Origin of the sequence: Myxococcus guangdongensis (genome assembly GCF_024198255.1) — a bacterium.
In the GTDB taxonomy this organism is placed as follows: domain Bacteria; phylum Myxococcota; class Myxococcia; order Myxococcales; family Myxococcaceae; genus Myxococcus; species Myxococcus guangdongensis.
Map to the genome: position 1 here is coordinate 138078 of NZ_JAJVKW010000010.1, position 16658 is coordinate 154735.

Here is a 16658-nt window from a genome sequence, read left to right on the forward strand (position 1 = left end):
AACTCCTCACTCCGCGCAGGGGAACGCGGTGTCCAGCGTGCGAGTCCCCTGCACCCCGGGGCCCGTCAGCGTGGCCACCACCTTCACGGTGGCCGCGCACTGGTATGTCATCAGGAACGGGACCACCGTGACGCCGCCCTCCGCGAGCACGTGAAGCTCACGCGTCTGCGCCGTCTTCCACGCGCGGCGCGAACCCGCCTCCGACTCCTCCTTCGGGGCGCTCGCCGTGAGCTTCAGCCGCAGCGGCTTGTCGCCCTCGTACGTGCCCTTCACCTTCACCAAGAGCACCGCGTCCACGTTCATCCCATACGGGTCCGAGGCCTCGTCCACCGCGACGATGGCCCCCTTCGCGCGGTCGAACACACGAAGCTCGACTCCCTCGATCGCCACCGCCGGCGCGCCCGCGCTCCCAGCCGTGGATGACATCAACAGGGCGCCCCCCAGCAACCACGAGCGCAGCTTCGTCCGTGACGACATTCCCGGCCTCCAAGCCTCACGACAGGGTGTCCGGGAACTGTACGCCAGCCCGCCCCCTCTCGTGCCCGGTCGGCGGCCGTGTGGACATGCCCTGGCCCGTCGCCGTGTCGCCAGCTCTGCAATCCCCCGTGGCCGTGCCCAGCCTGCGGAAGACACCCCATCTTCCGGAGACACCCCATGAACCCCTCCATTCCTTCCCAGATGAAGGCCGCCGCCATCGACCGCTTCGGCGGTCCCGAGGTGCTCGACACGCGCACCGTCCCCGTCCCCCAAGTAGGTCCCGGTGAAGTGCTCATCAAGGTCGAGACCGCGGGCATCGGCCAGTGGGACCCCTCCGAGCGCGCGGGCGAGATGGAGGGCTACAAGCCGGGCAAGACGTCCTTCCCCCACGTCCTCGGCACGGATGGCTGCGGCACCGTCGCCGCCGTGGGCGACGGCGTGAAGAACCTGAAGGTCGGCGACAAGGTCTACGCCTTCGGCTTCCTCAACGACAAGGGCGGCTTCTACGCCGAATACACCGCGGTGAAGGCCAACGACACCGCGCCCATCCCCAAGGGCCTGAGCGCGGAGCAGGCGGGCGTCCTGGCGGCGGATGGCATCACCGCCCTGCAAGGCGTGGAGGACACGCTGAAGGTCGGCAAGGGCACCACGCTCCTCGTCTACGGCGCCAGCGGCGGCGTGGGGCATCTCGCGGTACAACTCGCGAAGCGGCTCGGCGCGCGTGTGCTCGCGGTGGCCTCCGGCTCCGACGGCGTGGAGCTCTTGAAGAAGCTCGGCGCGGACAAGGTCGTGGACGGCCGCGCGGATGACGTGGTGAAGGCCGCGCGTGAGTTCGCGCCGGACGGCCTGGACGCGGCCCTGGTGCTCGCCGGCGGCGACAAGACGAACCAGGCGCTCTCGTGCGTGAAGTCCGGCGGCCACATCGCCTTCCCCAACGGCGTCGAGCCCGCGCCCAAGGGCAACGATGGCGTCAAGGTCTCCAGCTACAACGGCGAGGCCAACTCCAAGGTGCTCGCGCGGCTAAACGGCCTCATCGAGTCCGGCCCCTTCCACGTCGAGGTCTCCCAGGTCTTCCGCCTGGACGAGGCCCGCAACGCGCACGAGGCCGTGGGCAAGCACCACCTGGGCAAGCTGGCGCTGCGCATCCACTGACACGACTTCGACACGACGGGCCCCGCTTCCTCGAACGTGAAGCGGGGCCCGCTCCGTCCCACGGAGCGCCTCAGCGCGTCAGCTTGTCCGTGATGTCGATGGACCCGGGGCTCGAGGGCACGGCGAAGGTCTTCCCGTTGGCGGCCTGGAAGTCGAGCGACTCGAGGTCCACCGAGTAGATGAGCGGGTCCTCGTAGAACCGCACGTTGAGGACGTTGTGGGTGAGGTCCTTCACCACGGTCCACTGCGTGTAGTCGTCCTCTTCCTTCTGGGTGTTCTCGTTGAGTGCGCGCACGGTGCCTCGCGGGATGTCCACCGTGTTGAGGAGGTGGAAGGCGAGGGTGGTGGCCTCGGAGGCGTTGGCGACGGGGCGCGCGAAGTTCTTGAGGTACGTGGCGCGCACGAAGCGGGACGGAGGCATCGGGTCTCCGGGCAACCCGCGCAGGCCGCTGCCGTGGCCGGGCTGCGCGAAGCTCTCGCTGCCCAGCTCCACCTTCTTCGCGTCCCACGGGGACAGGCCCACGTACTCGCGCAGGTTCTTCAGCTGGAACGGGAAGGGCGGCGCGTTGGTGAGCACGGCGACGGGGTTGTCGTGCAGGTGCATCACGCCGTCGAGGAACTCCACCACCAGGCTGTTGCCCTGGGCGTCATGGATGGGGAAGTGCAGCGGCAGGTACTGCGCCAGCCAGTCCGCCTCCCAGACCTGCGCCTCGCCCTTCTCGAGCGCCCCGCGCACCTCCGCGACGGTGGCGAAGTTCCCCAGCACCCAGCCGGCGAAGTACGCCAGCGCCAGCGCCTTCGAGTTCTCGGTGACCTTCGGGTAGCGCGAGTCCGGCAGCCACAGGCAGCCGGTGGACAGCCCCTCCGTGTTCAGGCCATCGACGATGATGGGCAGGTCACCCTTCCCGGTGAGGCCCACGTAGCCGTACTTGGAGCTCCACGCCAGGCCATTGGTGAGTCCCGAGGGCGAGGGCGAGGCGAACTTCGAGCCAGGGGCCCTGACGAGCAGCTTGGAGTTGAGGTCGACGCCGAACTCCATGCTGCGTCCATTGACCACGCTCTTATCCGAGGCGACGACGAGGAAGTCGGTGCACATGCCAGGCTCCTTGCGTGAGGTGGGGGAAACAGGGGGTGACGCGGGCGGCCCCTGTGCACCGCTCGCGCCACGCACGCTCCTGTCAGCGAATCCGCGCGGGTGAAATCGCGCCCCGGTCGCGCTCCAGGTCCGCGTGTCGGCTACTGCACGTGAGTCACCCGCGCGCCGCGTTCGAGCGGGAGACGCGCACGCCCGACCCGGACGCGATGCCGCGTGAACGGGAAGTTTCGGACACATGGGCGTTCGTGCTGTGGTGCCCGCCATGTCGAACTCCCGAGTCGTGGTCATCGACCACCATGCTCCCGCGCTGCAATCCGCCTTCTGCGACTACGTGCCCCGGGTCTTCCGCACCGTGGACTTCAAGCGCTGGCGCGAGTGGGGCGAGTGGACCGACGACTACCGCGCGTTCGGCGTCATCGAGGACGGGCGCGTGGTGGCGAACGCGTCGGTGATGCGCATGTGCCTGCGCGTGGAGGGGCGCGACGTCATCGGCTACCAACTGGGCGCGGTGGGCTGTGTCCCCGAGCGCCGAGGACACGGCCTCGCGCGGGTGGCGATGGAGGCGGCGATGGAGGCCCTCGGCGACGCGCCCGTGATTCTGTTCGCGAACAAGACGGTGCTCGATTTCTATCCACGCTTCGGCTTCGCGCCGCGAGCGCAGTGCCTGTTCGGCGTGGACCACGAGGTGACGCCGTCGGCCGACCCCGCGCCGACGCTGGAGCTGGCCGACCCCGCCATCCGTCAGGGATTGCTGACGCTCGCGAGCACGGGCACGCCGGTGACGGAGCGCTTCGGCGCGCGGCTCCACGCGCGCATCGCGAGCTGGTACGCGGCGGCGAACTTCGCGCGCCCGCTGCGCCAGCTGCGCGAGGACGCGTGGGTCTTCGCGAGCGTGGAGGACGGCGTGCTCCACATCGACGACGTCTTCGCGACCGAGGTGTTCGACCTGCGCCCGTACCTGGGCCGACTGGTGACCGAGCCCGTGAAGCAGCTCCAGTTCGGCTTCACGCCGGAGCGCTGGTGGCCGGATGCGCGGGTGCTCGAGGAGGACGCGGAGGCGGACCTGTTCGTGCGCGGGCTGTCCTTGCCCACGGGGCCGGACCGCTTCCCAGTGATGGCGCGGACGTGACGCTCACGAGCCCGAGCGCGCGCCGAAGCGGCTGGGCGGCTGTCCCGTCCACCGACGGAAGGCGCGGGTGAAGGTGCTCACGTCGGAGAAGCCGAGCAGGTACGCGATTTCGCTCACCGAGCGCCCGGGCTCGGAGAGATAGGACAGCGCCAGCGTGCGGCGGGTCTCCGCGAGCAGCTCGCGGAAGCCCGAGCCCGAGTCCACCAGCTTGCGCTGCAGGCTGCGCGAGCTCATGTGCAGCCGCTCCGCCACCTTCTCCTGCGACGGCTCGCCCTGGGGCATCAGCTCCAGCAGCATCGCGCGCACCCGCGTCACCAGGTCCTGCCCCGCGTGCCTCGCCAGGTGCCGGGTGATGAGCTCGTCGTTGATGCGCGCCAGCTCCGGGTTCGCCCCCGGCAGCGTCACCTCGAACGGCGCCCGCTCGTACACCAGCACGTCCGCGTTGGCCCCGAAGGTCACCTTGCACCGGAACAGCTTCTCGTACGGCCTCAAGTCCGAGGGCGCCTGCCGGCGCAGCAGCACCTCGCGCGGGGACAGCTCCCGCGTGTAGACGACCCGGCAGAAGCGCACGAGCAGGTACGCCACCGCGTCCGTCTCCTCCTCGCACAGGTGCGGCCCGTCGCCGCCGTCGAAGAGCAGCACCTGATAGCAGTCCCCATCCCGCGTGAAGGCCGGCCGCAGCGCGTCCGACACCAGCGCCACCGCGTGCACCAGCCGCTCGAAGGCCTCGCGCAGCGTGCTGGACGCGTTGAGCCGGTAGCCCACCGCGTGGAACGTCGTCGGGCTCACCTGCCGCGCCATCTCCAGCCCAATCGCCGGGTCCCCCGAGCTCTCCACCGCCAGCCGCCACAGCCGCGTCAGCCCCTCCTGCGGATAGCGCGCGTTGGCGTCACCCAGGAGCCCCGGATTCAACCCGGCCTTCACGAACAGCCCGTGGGAGTCCAGGCCACGCAGCTCCAGCGTGCGATGGAGCGCGAGGGCCCAGCTCGTCAACAGGGTCGCCGGAGAGCTCATGTTGTCGCCTTCGGCCAAGGGAATTGGCGCAATGGGGCAAGCGGTCCAGGGCCGCTCAGCGATACCTTGGCTTCCTCGGAATCCTGCCATGTCGGAGGTGAGGATGCTCAATCCCGCATCAGTGTGTCCTCTCGGTAACGCATTGCATCATGTCTGTCTGTAGACCGGTCCGAGCGTAGCCGTTCAAGGGCTCCACGCTTTTCCACCCCGCTCACATTCCTGCAGCCCATTGCCGTCGGCGTAGGTCCCCGCCGCGTGGGGCCGGCGTGTGCGTGGGGTCTCGCGGTTCGCGGCGTGGGATGGGCTCTCGCCGTGGTCGTCCCCCTGTCATCCCCAGAGGTCTGGCATCCCCATGACTCCCACGAGACTCAGAGGTATCCAGAAGTCCTTGCTGGCGGCGGCGGCGCTGCTCGCCGTCATGTCGCCGGGCTTCACTCCCGCGCGCGCGGCGCCGCCGTCGTTCATCGCCTTCGAGAGCGGTCAGGTGCGCCCGCTGGCGTTGTCGCCGGACCGCACGCGGCTGTTCGCGGTGAACACGCCGGACAACAGCCTGTCCATCTTTACCGTGGGCGCCAATGGCCTGACGCTGCAATCGCGCGTGCAGGTGGGCCTGGAGCCCGTGGCTGTCGCCGCGCGCAACGACAATGAAGTCTGGGTGGTCAACCACCTGTCGGACAGCGTGAGCGTGGTGTCGCTCACGGGCACGCCGCGCGTGGTTCGCACGCTGCTGGTGGGGGACGAGCCGCGCGACATCGTCTTCGCGGGCACGGGGGGCCGGGCCTTCATCACCACGGCGCACCGAGGCCAGCACCGCACGCACGCGTCCATCGCGGCGGTGCCGGGCGCCGGAGACCCGAAGCTGACCACGCCGGGTGTGGGCCGCGCGGACGTCTGGGTGTTCGACCCGGCCAACCTGGGCGCCACGCTGGGCGGCACGCCCGTGCGCATCCTCAACTTCTTCGGAGACACCCCGCGCGCGCTGACGGTGAGCCCGGACAAGCAGACGGTGTACGCGGCCGTGTTCAAGTCGGGCAACCAGACGACCTCCATCCTGGAGGAGACCGTCTGTGAGGGCTTCAATCCCTATCTGCCCTGTCTGGTGAACGGCTCCATCTATCCGGGTGGAAGCCCCGGCCCGGGCACCAACCACGAGGGCATCCGCGCGCCCGAGGTGGCGCTCATCGTGAAGTACAACAACCAGACGAGCCGGTGGCAGGACGAGCTGGGGCGCAACTGGAACAACGCGGTGCGCTTCCGGCTGCCGGACCAGGACGTCTTCGCGGTGGACGCGAACTCGCTGGGGCAGAAGGCGGCGTACTCGCAGGTGGGCACCACGCTGTTCAACATGGTGACCAACCCGGTGACGGGCACGGTGTACGTGTCCAACACGGAGGCCTTCAACCACGTGCGCTTCGAGGGCCCCGGCAACTACGGCGGCACCACGGTGCAGGGCCACCTGGCGGAGACGCGCATCACCGCCATCCTCGGCGGCAGCGTGCTGCCCCGTCACCTCAACAAGCACCTGGACTACACGAAGCTGGCCACGGACCCGGCCTTCGACCGGACGGCGAAGAACCACAGCCTGGCCACGCCGGTGGACATGGCGGTGAGCTCGGACGGGCGCACGCTGTACGTGGCCGCGTACAGCTCCAGCAAGGTGGGCGTGTTCGACACGCAGGCCTTGGAGGCGGACAGCTTCAACCCTCGGCTCAACAGCGCGGCCTACATCCCCATCAGCGGCGGCGGCCCCAGCGGCCTCATCCTGGACGAGGCGCGAGGTCGCCTCTACGTGCTGACCCGCTTCGACAACGCGGTGAAGGTCATCGACCTGGCCACGCGCGCGGAGCTGGGCAAGCAGGTGCTGCCCAACCCGGAGCCCGCCGCCGTGGTGCAGGGCCGCCCCATCCTCTACGACGCGGCGACGTTCTCGGCGAACGGCGAGGCGTCGTGCGCCAGCTGCCACATCTTCGGTGACATGGATGACCTGGCGTGGGACTTGGGCAACCCGGATGACGACGTGACGAAGAACCCGATTCCGGGGCGCCTGCTGGGCGCGGCGGAGTTGCTCAAGCCGCACATCAACGGCTCGGGCAACGTGGAGGACTTCCACCCGATGAAGGGCCCCATGACGACGCAGACGTTGCGCGGCATGGTGGTGTCGGGGCCGATGCACTGGCGTGGCGACCGCTCCACGGGCTTCTTCGGCACGTCGGGGACGGACCCCAACCTGTCGTTCATGAACTTCATCGTCGCGTTCGAGGGGCTCCTGGGCCGCTCCACCGCGCCCACGCAGACGGAGATGCAGCGCTTCACCGACTTCCAGCTGCAGGTGCAGCTGCCGCCCAACCCGGTGCGCAACCTGGACAACTCGCTGACGGCGGCGCAGCAGCGGGGGTTGGACTTCTACGCGGGCTCACGCCGCTCGGACGGCATCCCGTTCGGGGAGGGATTGGGCTTCACGTGTGAGGGGTGCCACCGGCTGAGCCCGGCGCAGGGCTTCTACGGCACGGATGGCATGGCGAGCTTCGAGAACATCCCGCAGATCGTGAAGATTCCGCACCTGCGCAACCTGTACCAGAAGGTCGGCATGTTCGGGAACCCGACGACGCCGTTCTTCCTGGCGCCGGACAGCGGCTGGCAGGGGGACCAGGTGCGCGGGTTCGGCTTCGTGCACGACGGCGCGGTGGACACGGTGGCGCGCTTCCTGTCGGCCATCGTGTTCATCCCGAGCCTCGGCGTGGGCTTCCCGCTGAACAACCCGGATGCCACGCGGCGGGACGTGGAGCAGCTGTTGCTCGCGTTCGACACGGACCTGGCGCCCATCGTCGGGCAGCAGGTGACGCTGAGCAGCACGAATGCGTCGGCGGTGGGGCCGCGCATCGATTTGTTGCTGCAGCGTGCGCGCACGCCGTTCGCCTCGAAGATTCTGGGCACGGGCGTGACGGAGTGTGACCTCATCGCGAAGGTGGCGTTGGGGGGGCGGGTGAAGGGGTTCCTCTTCAGCCCGTCGGGCAACGGCTTCATCCCGGATGACGGCACCACGGCGAGCGTGTCGGACGCGGCGCTGCGCAACTACGCGAAGACGGCGGGCCAGGAGGTGACCTACACCTGCGTGCCGCCGGGCTCGGGTCCGCGCATCGGCCTCAATCGCTGAAAAGTCGACACTTCGGACGCCCGCGAGGAGCCACGTGCCCTCGCGGGCGTTCGTGTTTGTATCAGTCGGAGTTCATGTCTGCAGTCGGGGTGCACGGTGTTTCCGTGTCAGTGGTTGGATTGTCGTGGGGGTGCATCCCGAGCAGACAATGTTTCGCGAGACTCGGGTTGTCGTGGCTTTCGAGGTGGGTCGCGTGCAACCTGGGTCGCATGCAAGCCAAGTGTATTCAGGTGGGGATGGGGTTGTTGTTGATGTGTGTGATGACGGCCTGTGGTTCATCGGAGTCGAAGGGTGGGCCGGGGCCGGTGGTCGACGACGACGCGGGTGTCTCCGAGGGGCCGGATGCGGGAACGCCGGATGCGGGGGCGCCGGACGCGGGGCCCGTGGACGCGGGCGCGGATGGGGGCGTGGTGGAGGCGGGGCCGCCGTGTGAGAAGACGCACGGGGTCTGCGCGGGCGCGAAGCGCGCGAGGGTGGATGGCGCGTACGAGTCGGTGTGCACGGCGCTCTCCTATGGCGCGGACTACGAGGGGGCGGAGACGCGGTGTGACGGGTTGGACAATGACTGTGATGGGGTGACGGACCCGTCGAGCACGTCTCGGGTGGCGGCGCTGGGCTTCTCGGTGCACGGTGGGTTGGTGTCGAGCCTCCGGACGGAGACGGGGGTGTGGGTGGCGGTGCTGGATTCGGCGAGCGAGGCGCGCATCCTGCGATTGGATTCGAACCTGGTGCTCCAGGGGAGCTCGGGGGTGCCGTATCCGTGGACGCGCACGGGAGGGGCGGCGGCGCTGCCGCGGAGCGCGAGGCTGGTGCGCACGCAGGAGGGGCCCGCGCTGTACTACGCGACGACGGAGGGGGCTTTGCCGCCGCTCCGGGCGTATCTGGTTCCGCTGGATGGGGAGGGTGCGCCGAGGACGGACGGTGGGGGCGCGCTGGTGGAGTATCCGGTGTTGGACCGGGAGCTCGACAGCTCGGCGTCGTTCGTGGCGGCGTCGCCGACGGGGGAGCGCGTGGTGGTGTTGTGGCGTGCGGGTTCCGAGCAGGCGCCGCCGCGGCAGGTGATGGGGAAGGTGACGGATGCGCGGGGGCAGGTGCTCGTGGCGCCGAAGGTGCTTTTCGAGAGCGCGTCGGGCGGGACGCCGTATCCAGCGAGTGTGCTGTGGCTGCGCAACGGCGAGGTGTTGGTGGCGATGGGGGAGGCGCAGTCGGGGGTGGCGCAGGAGGTGGTGCGGGTGCGCCGGCTCGACGAGTCGTTGGAGCAGGTGGGGGAGGAGCGGGTGTTCACGGCCTCGGAGTCACCGATGCCGTTGTTGGTGGAGCGGGGCGAGGCGGCGGGAGCGCCGTTGGTGTCGCCGGTGTTGGTGCTGCGGGGGCGGGAGGCGCCGGACTTCCGCAATCGCATTCAGGTGACGGGCAGCCTGTTCGAGGGAGGGATGCCTACGACCTGGACGGAGGAGCCCGAGGGGTTCGTGCCGTGGTACGGCGCGTACGGTGGCGACGGGGTGGTTCGGCTGTCCTGGTTGTCGAAGGTGTACGACCAGGAAGAGGGCGGCGCGGCGCGGTTCTGGGGGCGGCTGTGGGCGCAGGAGCCGGGCGTTGCGGCCGTGGAGCGGACGCCAGCGCTGGAGCCGATGCGGCTGACGGCGGAGGCGCAGTGGGTGTTGATGGAGAAGGTGGCGCCCCGGCGCATGGCGGCGATGTACATGGTGTCCACGGACGAGGGGCTGTTCCTGGACGCGGTCCGCTACTGCACGCAGTGAGGTCGTGAGGCGCGGGCCCTACTCGTTGAGCCAGTAGATGCGGTCTCCTCCCGTGAGTGCGCGCTCCAGGAACTCACGGAACGAGGAGGCAATCCGCCGACAGCGCTGTGGGTAGCTCTCGTGCCAGCCATCCAGGAGCGGGTAGCGCGAGGGCGCGGAATCGATGTCCACGAGGGCGTAGTCGCCGTCCTGGACATCGACGAGTGTCCACCAGCTGGGAGGGCCGGCCGAGTCCTCGTCCCTTCCGCGAATCGCGACGCGTGCACGGCGGATTTCCGCGAGGGACAGGATGCTGTAGCGCGCCTCGGGCAAGGGCTCGAAGAGTTCGGCGCCGTTGCTGTGCAGATAGAAGGCGCGCAGTTCGTCGTCGAGCTTCCATCCGACGCGTGCTTCGAAGTCGGCAATCGCCTCGCGGGTGGCTGGCGGGTGTGGGTGATGGGCTCGAGAGATTTCGGCGAGGAGTTCATCCAGCGTCATCGTCAGTCCACGTAGGGTTTCACGGGGCCGATGGAGAGCCACCGCGGGTCTCTGGAGTAGCAGGCAGGGTACGCGTCATTGAGGAGCTTGTGCACGTCCTCTGGAACAGGCAGGACGTTGGACCTCGCGACGGGAGCGCCCCCGTGCAGCAGGTCGTGGATGTGGTGGCCGGGCCAGTTCCTGCCACCTGTCTGGGGCCATGCCCCGAACTCCTCAGCCCAACCGCGACGGAACGTCCTGCGCGCATTGTCCCAGAACCTGCGCAGCTCCTCCGCGCTGCTCACTTCAGGATAGCTGCAGCAGCAGTGCTTCACGGCGTAGCGAGTGCCTGCCTTGGCGGGGAGACCGAGGAATCGGCCCGTCCAGTCTCCCTTGATGTCGGCAAGCCAGATGCAGCCCAGTAGCGCATGCCCCTCCATGGCACAGCGGCTCTCGCACTGGGCCATGTACGTGGCGTTGCATTGCCACGGGCCGTAGTAGATGACCGTCTGCACCATTCCTCCCTCCGGGGAGGGGAACGGACGGGCCCACCCATTTCGCTGTGGCCGGGCCACTACCGACGCCACCCACGGTGGCGGAGCCGCAGGCTGTCGTGAGCAGCAGGGCGAGAATGCCTGCTGAGTTGATGGGGGCACGGTGGGAATTCACAGCACACCGAGATAGCGCCAGCGGGCTGACGGTACAAGACGATGGAGCTCGAACAGCCCGGTTGCGATTCCTCCAGGTGCGTGGGTTGGATGTCGTACCGCAGCGATGATTGGCTCGTGCACAGGATGCCGTGCGAGGCTTCGGGGAATGAATGCTCGGTTCTGGTGGTCCGGGGTGGTCCTATCGTGTCTGGCGATGGCGGGGTGCGAGTCGTCAGGCGGGAAGGGTGACGCGGGCGTGGTGGTGGAGGACGACAGTGGCACTTCAGTCGACGGAGGTCCGGGAGACGCGGGGCCTGGTGATGCAGGCACGGACCCGCTGGCCTGCGAGAAGCAGCACGGTGTCTGCGCGGGAGCCAGGCGCGCGATGGTGGATGGAGCGTACGAGCCGGAGTGCACGGCGCTCTCCTATGGCGCGGACTACGAGAGCTCGGAGACACGCTGTGACGGGCTCGACAACGACTGTGACGGCGTGACGGACCCGTCGATTGAGTCCCGCATCACGGCACTCCCTGGTGGGTACGCGTTGGGACAGATCTCCAGCCTCAGGACAGAGGCCGGGGTGTTGGTGGCGGTATTCGACGGAGCTGAATCCGCGCGTGTCCTCCGGCTGGACGACGACCTGAAGGTTCAGGAGACGTCGAGCGTGCCGATGGCCTGGGTGCGCACGGGAACGGCTCGGCAGTACGTGCGCTCCTCGAAGCTGTTGCGGACCTCGGAAGGGCTCGCGCTGTTCTACTCCACCGCGAACTTCCTGGTGCGTCCGCTCAAGGCCTACCTCGTCCCGCTCGATGAGAATGGGGCACCGAAGAGAGGGCCGGACGGTGAGGTGGTGGAACATCAGTTGCTCGATCGGCCGCTGGATGAGGGGCGTACGGTGGTGGCTGCGTCGACCACGGAGGACCGGGTGGTGGTGCTCTGGACGACGGGTGGGCCCCTGACTCCTCCCATCCAGGTGATGGGCACCGTGGTGGATTCGAAGGGGCAGGTGCTCGTGGCGCCCAAAGCGCTCTTCGAGAGCACGTCGGGATGGACGCCCGCTCCGGAGAGTGCGTTGTGGCTGCGCAATGGTGAGCTCCTGGTGGCGCTGACGGAGGAGTCGGGGTCGGGGCAGGGCACTGTCCGGGTTCGCCGACTCGACGCGGCGTTGGCTCAAGTGGGTGAGGAGCGAGCCTTCACGACGTCCGAGTGGCCGGCCCCGCAGTTGGTCGACCTGGGGGAGGCGGCGGGAGCTCCGCTTGCTTCTCCGGTGTTGGTGTGGCGAAGCCGAGAGGCGCCGGAGTCCCTCCGCTGGATTCGCGTGGCGGGCCACCTGTTCGACGGTGGCCAGCCGGTGACCTGGCTGGAGGACACCCCTGGCGATATCCCCTGGTTCGGAGCGTTCGTCGACGAGGGCGAGCTTCGACTGTCCTGGCTGTCGAGGTTCTATGCGCCAGGCGAGAACAACACGCCGCTCTATTGGGGCCGGCTGTGGACGCAGGACCCAGGTGTCGCACCGGTGGAGCGGACGCCGGGACTGGAGCTGATGTCCCTGAACGAGCATGCGATGTGGGTGTTGATGGAGAAGGTGGCGCCCCGCCGCATGGCGACGATGTACACGGCGACCACGGCAGAGGGGCAGGTCCTGGACGCAGTCCGCTACTGCACGCCGTGAAGCGCGAGCCCCGCGGACGCCATGTCAGGCGTTCGCGGGGCTCCTGGTCATGACGCAACCATGACTGGTCCCAACGCGCATCGACGTGCAAGGCTTCGAGGAATGACTGCAAGGTATTGGCGGGTCGTCCTGGTCCTGTTGTGGGTGGTGACGGGGTGTGATTCCTCGGAGGGGAAGGGGGACGCGGGCACGGTGGTGGAGGACGGTGGTGCTCGGGAGGATGGCGGAACGCCGGAGGACGCAGGGCCCGGTGATGCAGGCACGGACCCGCTGGCCTGCGAGAAGCAGCACGGCGTCTGCGCGGGAGCCAGGCGCGCGATGGTGGATGGAGCGTACGAGCCGGAGTGCACGGCGCTCTCCTATGGCGCGGACTACGAGAGCGCGGAGACGCGCTGTGATGGGCTCGACAACGACTGTGACGGCGTGACGGACCCGTCGTTCGCGTCACGCGTCACGAACCTGGATATGCCTTATGTGGACGGCCTCTCCATCCTCCGGACGGACCAGGGCGTCTTCGTGTCCATGAGCGGCAATGGGGTTCGCATCCTGCGGTTGAACACGGACCTGGTGCTGCAGGGAACCGGGACAGTGTCGATGCCCTGGACGCGCAAGGACGCGCCGGTGGGAGTGAGCTATGCGGCGAAGCTCCTGCGAACTCAGGACGGGCTCGCGTTGGTCTACGCCACGCATGGCCCGAGCCTCGGGCCCCCATTCCACGCGTATCTCGTCCCGTTGGATGCCCAGGGCTTGCCGAAGACTGGGCCCGAGGGTGACCTGCTGGAGTTCCCTCTCGTCGACTGGCAGGGAGATGGGCGAGCGCCTCGGATGGCGACGTCTCCCCAGGGAGACCGGGTGGTGGTGGTCTGGCGCACGGGGACCGAGCAGACACCTCCGTTTCAGGTGATGGGAGCGGTGACGGACCTCCGGGGACAAGTGCTCGTCGCGCCGAAGGTGCTCTTCACGAGCCCCGAGAGAAAGCAGCCATGGCCCAGTGACGTCCTCGTGCTGCGCAACGAAGAGGTCCTGGTGGCAGTGAACGATGAATCCCCCGCGCTGGGGGGCGATACCGTGCGGCTGCGCCGCTTCAACACCCACCTGGACCCGGTGGGCGACGAGCGCTCCTTCGAGCTTGCCTACGGCGCGGCGCCCCGATTGGTGGAGCTGGGGGCCACGCGTGGGGGACCGCTGGAGTCGCCGGTGTTGCTGATGCGCTCGAGAGTCGGACCGCCGTGGGTCACCCAGGTCCAGGTCGTCCAGAACCTCTTCAGTGGAGGCGTGGGGGAGACCTGGAGCGAAGTGCCCACGCCCCAGGTCGCCTGGTACGGCGCGCTCGCGGACGAAGGCGTGCTGCGGTTGGCGTGGCTCTCCAAGCACAAGGACTACGGGGCTCCACCTCCTGGTGGTGATTCCTTTCTGGGCTGGGAAGGGCGTCTCTGGACTCAGGACGAGGGGCATGCGTCAGCGGATCGCTCTCCCACTCCGGACCTCCTGCCGCTGCATGCCCATGCCCAGTGGGTCCTGATGGAGAAGCTCGCGCCTCGTCAGGTGGGCGCGCTCTACATGACGTCCACGGTGGAGGGCAGCTCCCTGGACGCGGTCCGCTACTGCACGCCGTGACCGCTCGGGCCACGCACAGGACGCGAAGCTGGCTGGTCGCGCTGTCGCTGTGGTGGTCGTCTCCCCAACCCTGGGCGCACCCATTCCCTTCCATCTGTGGGGTGGTGACTGGCGCATGGGGCGCACGTGGCCCGGTGAGTGGAGCCGATTACTGATGCGCGAGCTGGCCGGATGTTGACGCGGGATGCCGTCCCCAAGGTCGTCACCAAGCAAATGAAGGACTATAAGATTCCAATGAGCTTCACCTCTTGGAGGGGCCGATGACCGCCCGGCATCCGTGGGAGGGTGACGTGCGGGCCCGTTTGTATGAGAGGGTCTGAGAGCGGGGTTACGATTCGCTCTCCGCCTTTGCTGAAGCCCGCCCTGCCGTCCCGCTGCATGCTCTCGCCGACGAGCTGGGGGCAGAGGATGTCGCCGCGGTGCAGGTATTCAGCGGGCTTCTCGCCGAGGCAGAACAGCGCCGGCGGGTCACGCGTCTTGTTCGGGATGTGCTCGTTCGCGAGCTGTCCGACGATTTCGCTAACGGCTGGCCGGCGGTGATGGACGACGAAACCCGGATGGACGTCGTCATCGCCCTCGGCCGATGGAGCGGCTACACGCCGGAAACCCATCAAGAGCGCGTAGAGCGGGCCAGCAGTGCGCTCCTCGCCCATCCCCCATCAGCGGGTTGGCGCCCACTCGGCCCCGACGACCAGCTCCTCCGCCAGCTCCTCCCCGACGACGAAGCCTGAACCCCGTCCCTACGTCGTCCGCCCCCGCTGCGCGCGTCGCCGCAGGTAGTTCTTGAGGAACGCCTGCACGGCGGGGTGCTGGGATTCACGGAAGGCGTCCGGCGGCCCGTACTCGACGATTTTCCCCTCGTGCATCAGCGCCAGGTGGTCCGCCATGCCGAACGCCGAGGCCACGTCTGGCGTAATCACCACCGACGTGGCACCCAACTGCTGCTTGCCCGTGAAGATGATTTCGTTCACCGACGCCGTCGTCAGCGGGTCCAGACCGGCGGTGGGGTCGTCGTAGAGCAGGATCTTCGGCTGCAGGATGGCCGCGCGCGCGAAGCCCACGCGCTTCTGCATGCCTCCCGACAACTCACCCGGGAACCGCGTGGTGGCATGCGACAACCCCACCATCGCCAATGTCTTGTCCACCGTCTGGCGAATCTCGTCCTCCGACATCTTCGTGCGCTCCCGCAGCGGGAACGCCACGTTGTCGTAGACGTTCAGCGAGTCGAACAGGGCATTCGCCTGGAAGAGGACCCCCTGCTGACGACGCATCTGGTTCAGCGTCGCCTCGTCCATCTTCGCGACCTCGTCCCCGTACACCTTCACGAAGCCCCGGTCCGGCCGCATCAGCCCCATGATGTGCTTCATCAGCACCGACTTGCCGGAGCCAGAGACCCCCATCAGCACGCACGTGGTGCCCTCGGGGACCTCCAGGTTCACGCCCCTCAGCGCGGCGTTGTCCCCGAAGGTCTTGTGCAGGTCCTTCACCTCGATGACCAGCTTCGCCGACGCCTGTCCGCCCGAGTCACTCATCGCCCACCACCTTAGTGCCCCACAGCCCCTCCGTCCTCGGTAACCACCCTTCGCTCGATAGTCGACGCCTCGGACAGTCAAGTCTGTTTAGTCAGTTATTTCTGGATATGAGGTCCACAGGCCTTGCAGGCCCCACCCCTCACCCTCCGAGAGCCATGAAGACGAGAACGCTGGGAGTCATCGCAGGTGCATCGCTGGTGTCGTTCGCGCTGGTCGCCCACGCCGCACCCCTGTTCCGCAACACGGGGACACTGGCCGGGTGGAACGCGGTGAGCCGGGAGCACCAGGGCTCGGTGAACGAGGTGACGAACGTCACCTACGAAGGAGGCACCGCGCTCAAGATGACGCAGATTCACGACGCGTCGTACGGCGGGCGGTACCACTCGGAGGTGATGCGCTCCAACGTGTACCGCCGGGGCGACACCGGCTTCTACGGCTTCGCCTTCCGGCTGCAGCAGGACTGGCAGTTCCAGCCCCAGTCCTACAACATCGCGCAGTTCATCGCGGACTTCTCCGACACCGGCTGTGACGACTACATGCCGTCCAGCATGGTGTGGCTCTCCGGCAACCAGCTCTTCACGCGGGTGAAGCAGGGCACCATCTGCAACCAGAAGACGGTGACGTTCGGCAACCTGGCCACGGTGTCGGCCGGGGTGTGGCACAAGATTGTCATCCAGGCGAAGTGGGCGAGCGACGGGACGGGCTTCTACAAGCTGTGGTTCGACGGCGTGAAGGTGCTCGAGCAGTACAACCTCAACACCACCATCGCCGACGACCGCTTCTTCCAGTTCCGCGTCGGCCTGTACGCCAATGGCTGGCACGACGATGGTTACATGCAGGGCAGCCAGCCCAACCGCAGCGTCTGGTTCGACGAGATTGGCGTCGGAACCACCTTCGCCGACGCCGACCCCGCCCAGTGGTAGTCCGTGACGAGGACCCGGCGGCGAAC

At 68.2% G+C, this 16658-nt stretch carries 13 protein-coding genes and 1 pseudogene; 8 read left to right on the top strand and 6 right to left on the bottom strand.

All coding sequences use genetic code 11. The features are described 5' to 3' along the window. Nucleotides 1-6: 6 nt before the first annotated feature. Entirely contained in the window at nucleotides 7-477 is a 471-nt protein-coding gene (locus LXT21_RS28235; protein WP_254041296.1) for a hypothetical protein, read from the bottom strand. Between the two features lie 177 nt (nucleotides 478-654). Between LXT21_RS28235 and LXT21_RS28240 the strand changes: the two genes are divergently transcribed. Then, a complete protein-coding gene (locus LXT21_RS28240) occupies nucleotides 655-1629 on the top strand; it encodes an NADP-dependent oxidoreductase (RefSeq protein ID WP_254041297.1) in 975 nt (324 codons plus the stop codon). Between the two features lie 70 nt (nucleotides 1630-1699). Here the strand turns inward: LXT21_RS28240 and LXT21_RS28245 are convergent, their stop codons facing one another. Further along, the gene (locus LXT21_RS28245) at nucleotides 1700-2725 is read right to left on the bottom strand and encodes a linear amide C-N hydrolase (RefSeq protein WP_254041298.1); all 1026 of its coding nucleotides are present in this window, start codon (nucleotides 2723-2725) and stop codon (nucleotides 1700-1702) included. Nucleotides 2726-2987: 262 nt separating this feature from the next. Here LXT21_RS28245 and LXT21_RS28250 point away from each other — a divergent pair, with 262 nt between their 5' ends. Then, nucleotides 2988-3854, top strand: coding sequence for a GNAT family N-acetyltransferase (locus LXT21_RS28250; RefSeq protein ID WP_254041299.1), 867 nt, complete (start codon nucleotides 2988-2990; stop codon nucleotides 3852-3854). A 3-nt stretch (nucleotides 3855-3857) separates the two neighbouring features. On the opposite strand, the gene LXT21_RS28255 is transcribed toward LXT21_RS28250, so the two are convergent. Further along, entirely contained in the window at nucleotides 3858-4868 is a 1011-nt protein-coding gene (locus LXT21_RS28255) for an AraC family transcriptional regulator (RefSeq protein WP_254041300.1), read from the bottom strand. Nucleotides 4869-5220: 352 nt separating this feature from the next. On the opposite strand from LXT21_RS28255, the gene LXT21_RS28260 reads away from it, so the two are divergent. Beyond that, a complete protein-coding gene (locus LXT21_RS28260) occupies nucleotides 5221-8022 on the top strand; it encodes a YncE family protein (protein ID WP_254041301.1) in 2802 nt (933 codons plus the stop codon). Between the two features lie 209 nt (nucleotides 8023-8231). Then, on the top strand, nucleotides 8232-9782 hold the full coding sequence (locus LXT21_RS28265; protein ID WP_254041302.1) for a putative metal-binding motif-containing protein: 1551 nt from the start codon (nucleotides 8232-8234) through the stop codon (nucleotides 9780-9782). Between the two features lie 18 nt (nucleotides 9783-9800). Here the strand turns inward: LXT21_RS28265 and LXT21_RS28270 are convergent, their stop codons facing one another. Both LXT21_RS28270 and LXT21_RS28275 read right to left on the bottom strand, forming a co-directional pair. Further along, entirely contained in the window at nucleotides 9801-10259 is a 459-nt protein-coding gene (locus tag LXT21_RS28270; RefSeq protein ID WP_254041303.1) for an SMI1/KNR4 family protein, read from the bottom strand. Between the two features lie 2 nt (nucleotides 10260-10261). Then, a complete protein-coding gene (locus tag LXT21_RS28275) occupies nucleotides 10262-10756 on the bottom strand; it encodes a hypothetical protein (RefSeq protein WP_254041304.1) in 495 nt (164 codons plus the stop codon). 298 nt (nucleotides 10757-11054) lie between these two features. Between LXT21_RS28275 and LXT21_RS28280 the strand changes: the two genes are divergently transcribed. The 3 genes and pseudogenes from LXT21_RS28280 (at nucleotide 11055) to LXT21_RS28290 (ending at nucleotide 14908) form a co-directional block, all read left to right on the top strand. Continuing rightward, entirely contained in the window at nucleotides 11055-12560 is a 1506-nt protein-coding gene (locus LXT21_RS28280) for a putative metal-binding motif-containing protein (protein WP_254041305.1), read from the top strand. Between the two features lie 102 nt (nucleotides 12561-12662). Continuing rightward, a complete protein-coding gene (locus LXT21_RS28285) occupies nucleotides 12663-14177 on the top strand; it encodes a putative metal-binding motif-containing protein (protein ID WP_254041306.1) in 1515 nt (504 codons plus the stop codon). Nucleotides 14178-14437: 260 nt separating this feature from the next. Continuing rightward, nucleotides 14438-14908 (top strand): annotated as a pseudogene (locus LXT21_RS28290) (NUDIX hydrolase). Between the two features lie 9 nt (nucleotides 14909-14917). On the opposite strand, the gene LXT21_RS28295 reads toward LXT21_RS28290, so the two are convergent. Further along, complete coding sequence (locus LXT21_RS28295; RefSeq protein ID WP_254041307.1) at nucleotides 14918-15709, bottom strand: ABC transporter ATP-binding protein; 792 nt, start codon at nucleotides 15707-15709, stop codon at nucleotides 14918-14920. Nucleotides 15710-15864: 155 nt separating this feature from the next. Between LXT21_RS28295 and LXT21_RS28300 the strand changes: the two genes are divergently transcribed. Beyond that, nucleotides 15865-16632, top strand: coding sequence for a polysaccharide lyase (locus tag LXT21_RS28300; protein WP_254041308.1), 768 nt, complete (start codon nucleotides 15865-15867; stop codon nucleotides 16630-16632). Nucleotides 16633-16658: the final 26 nt, after the last annotated feature.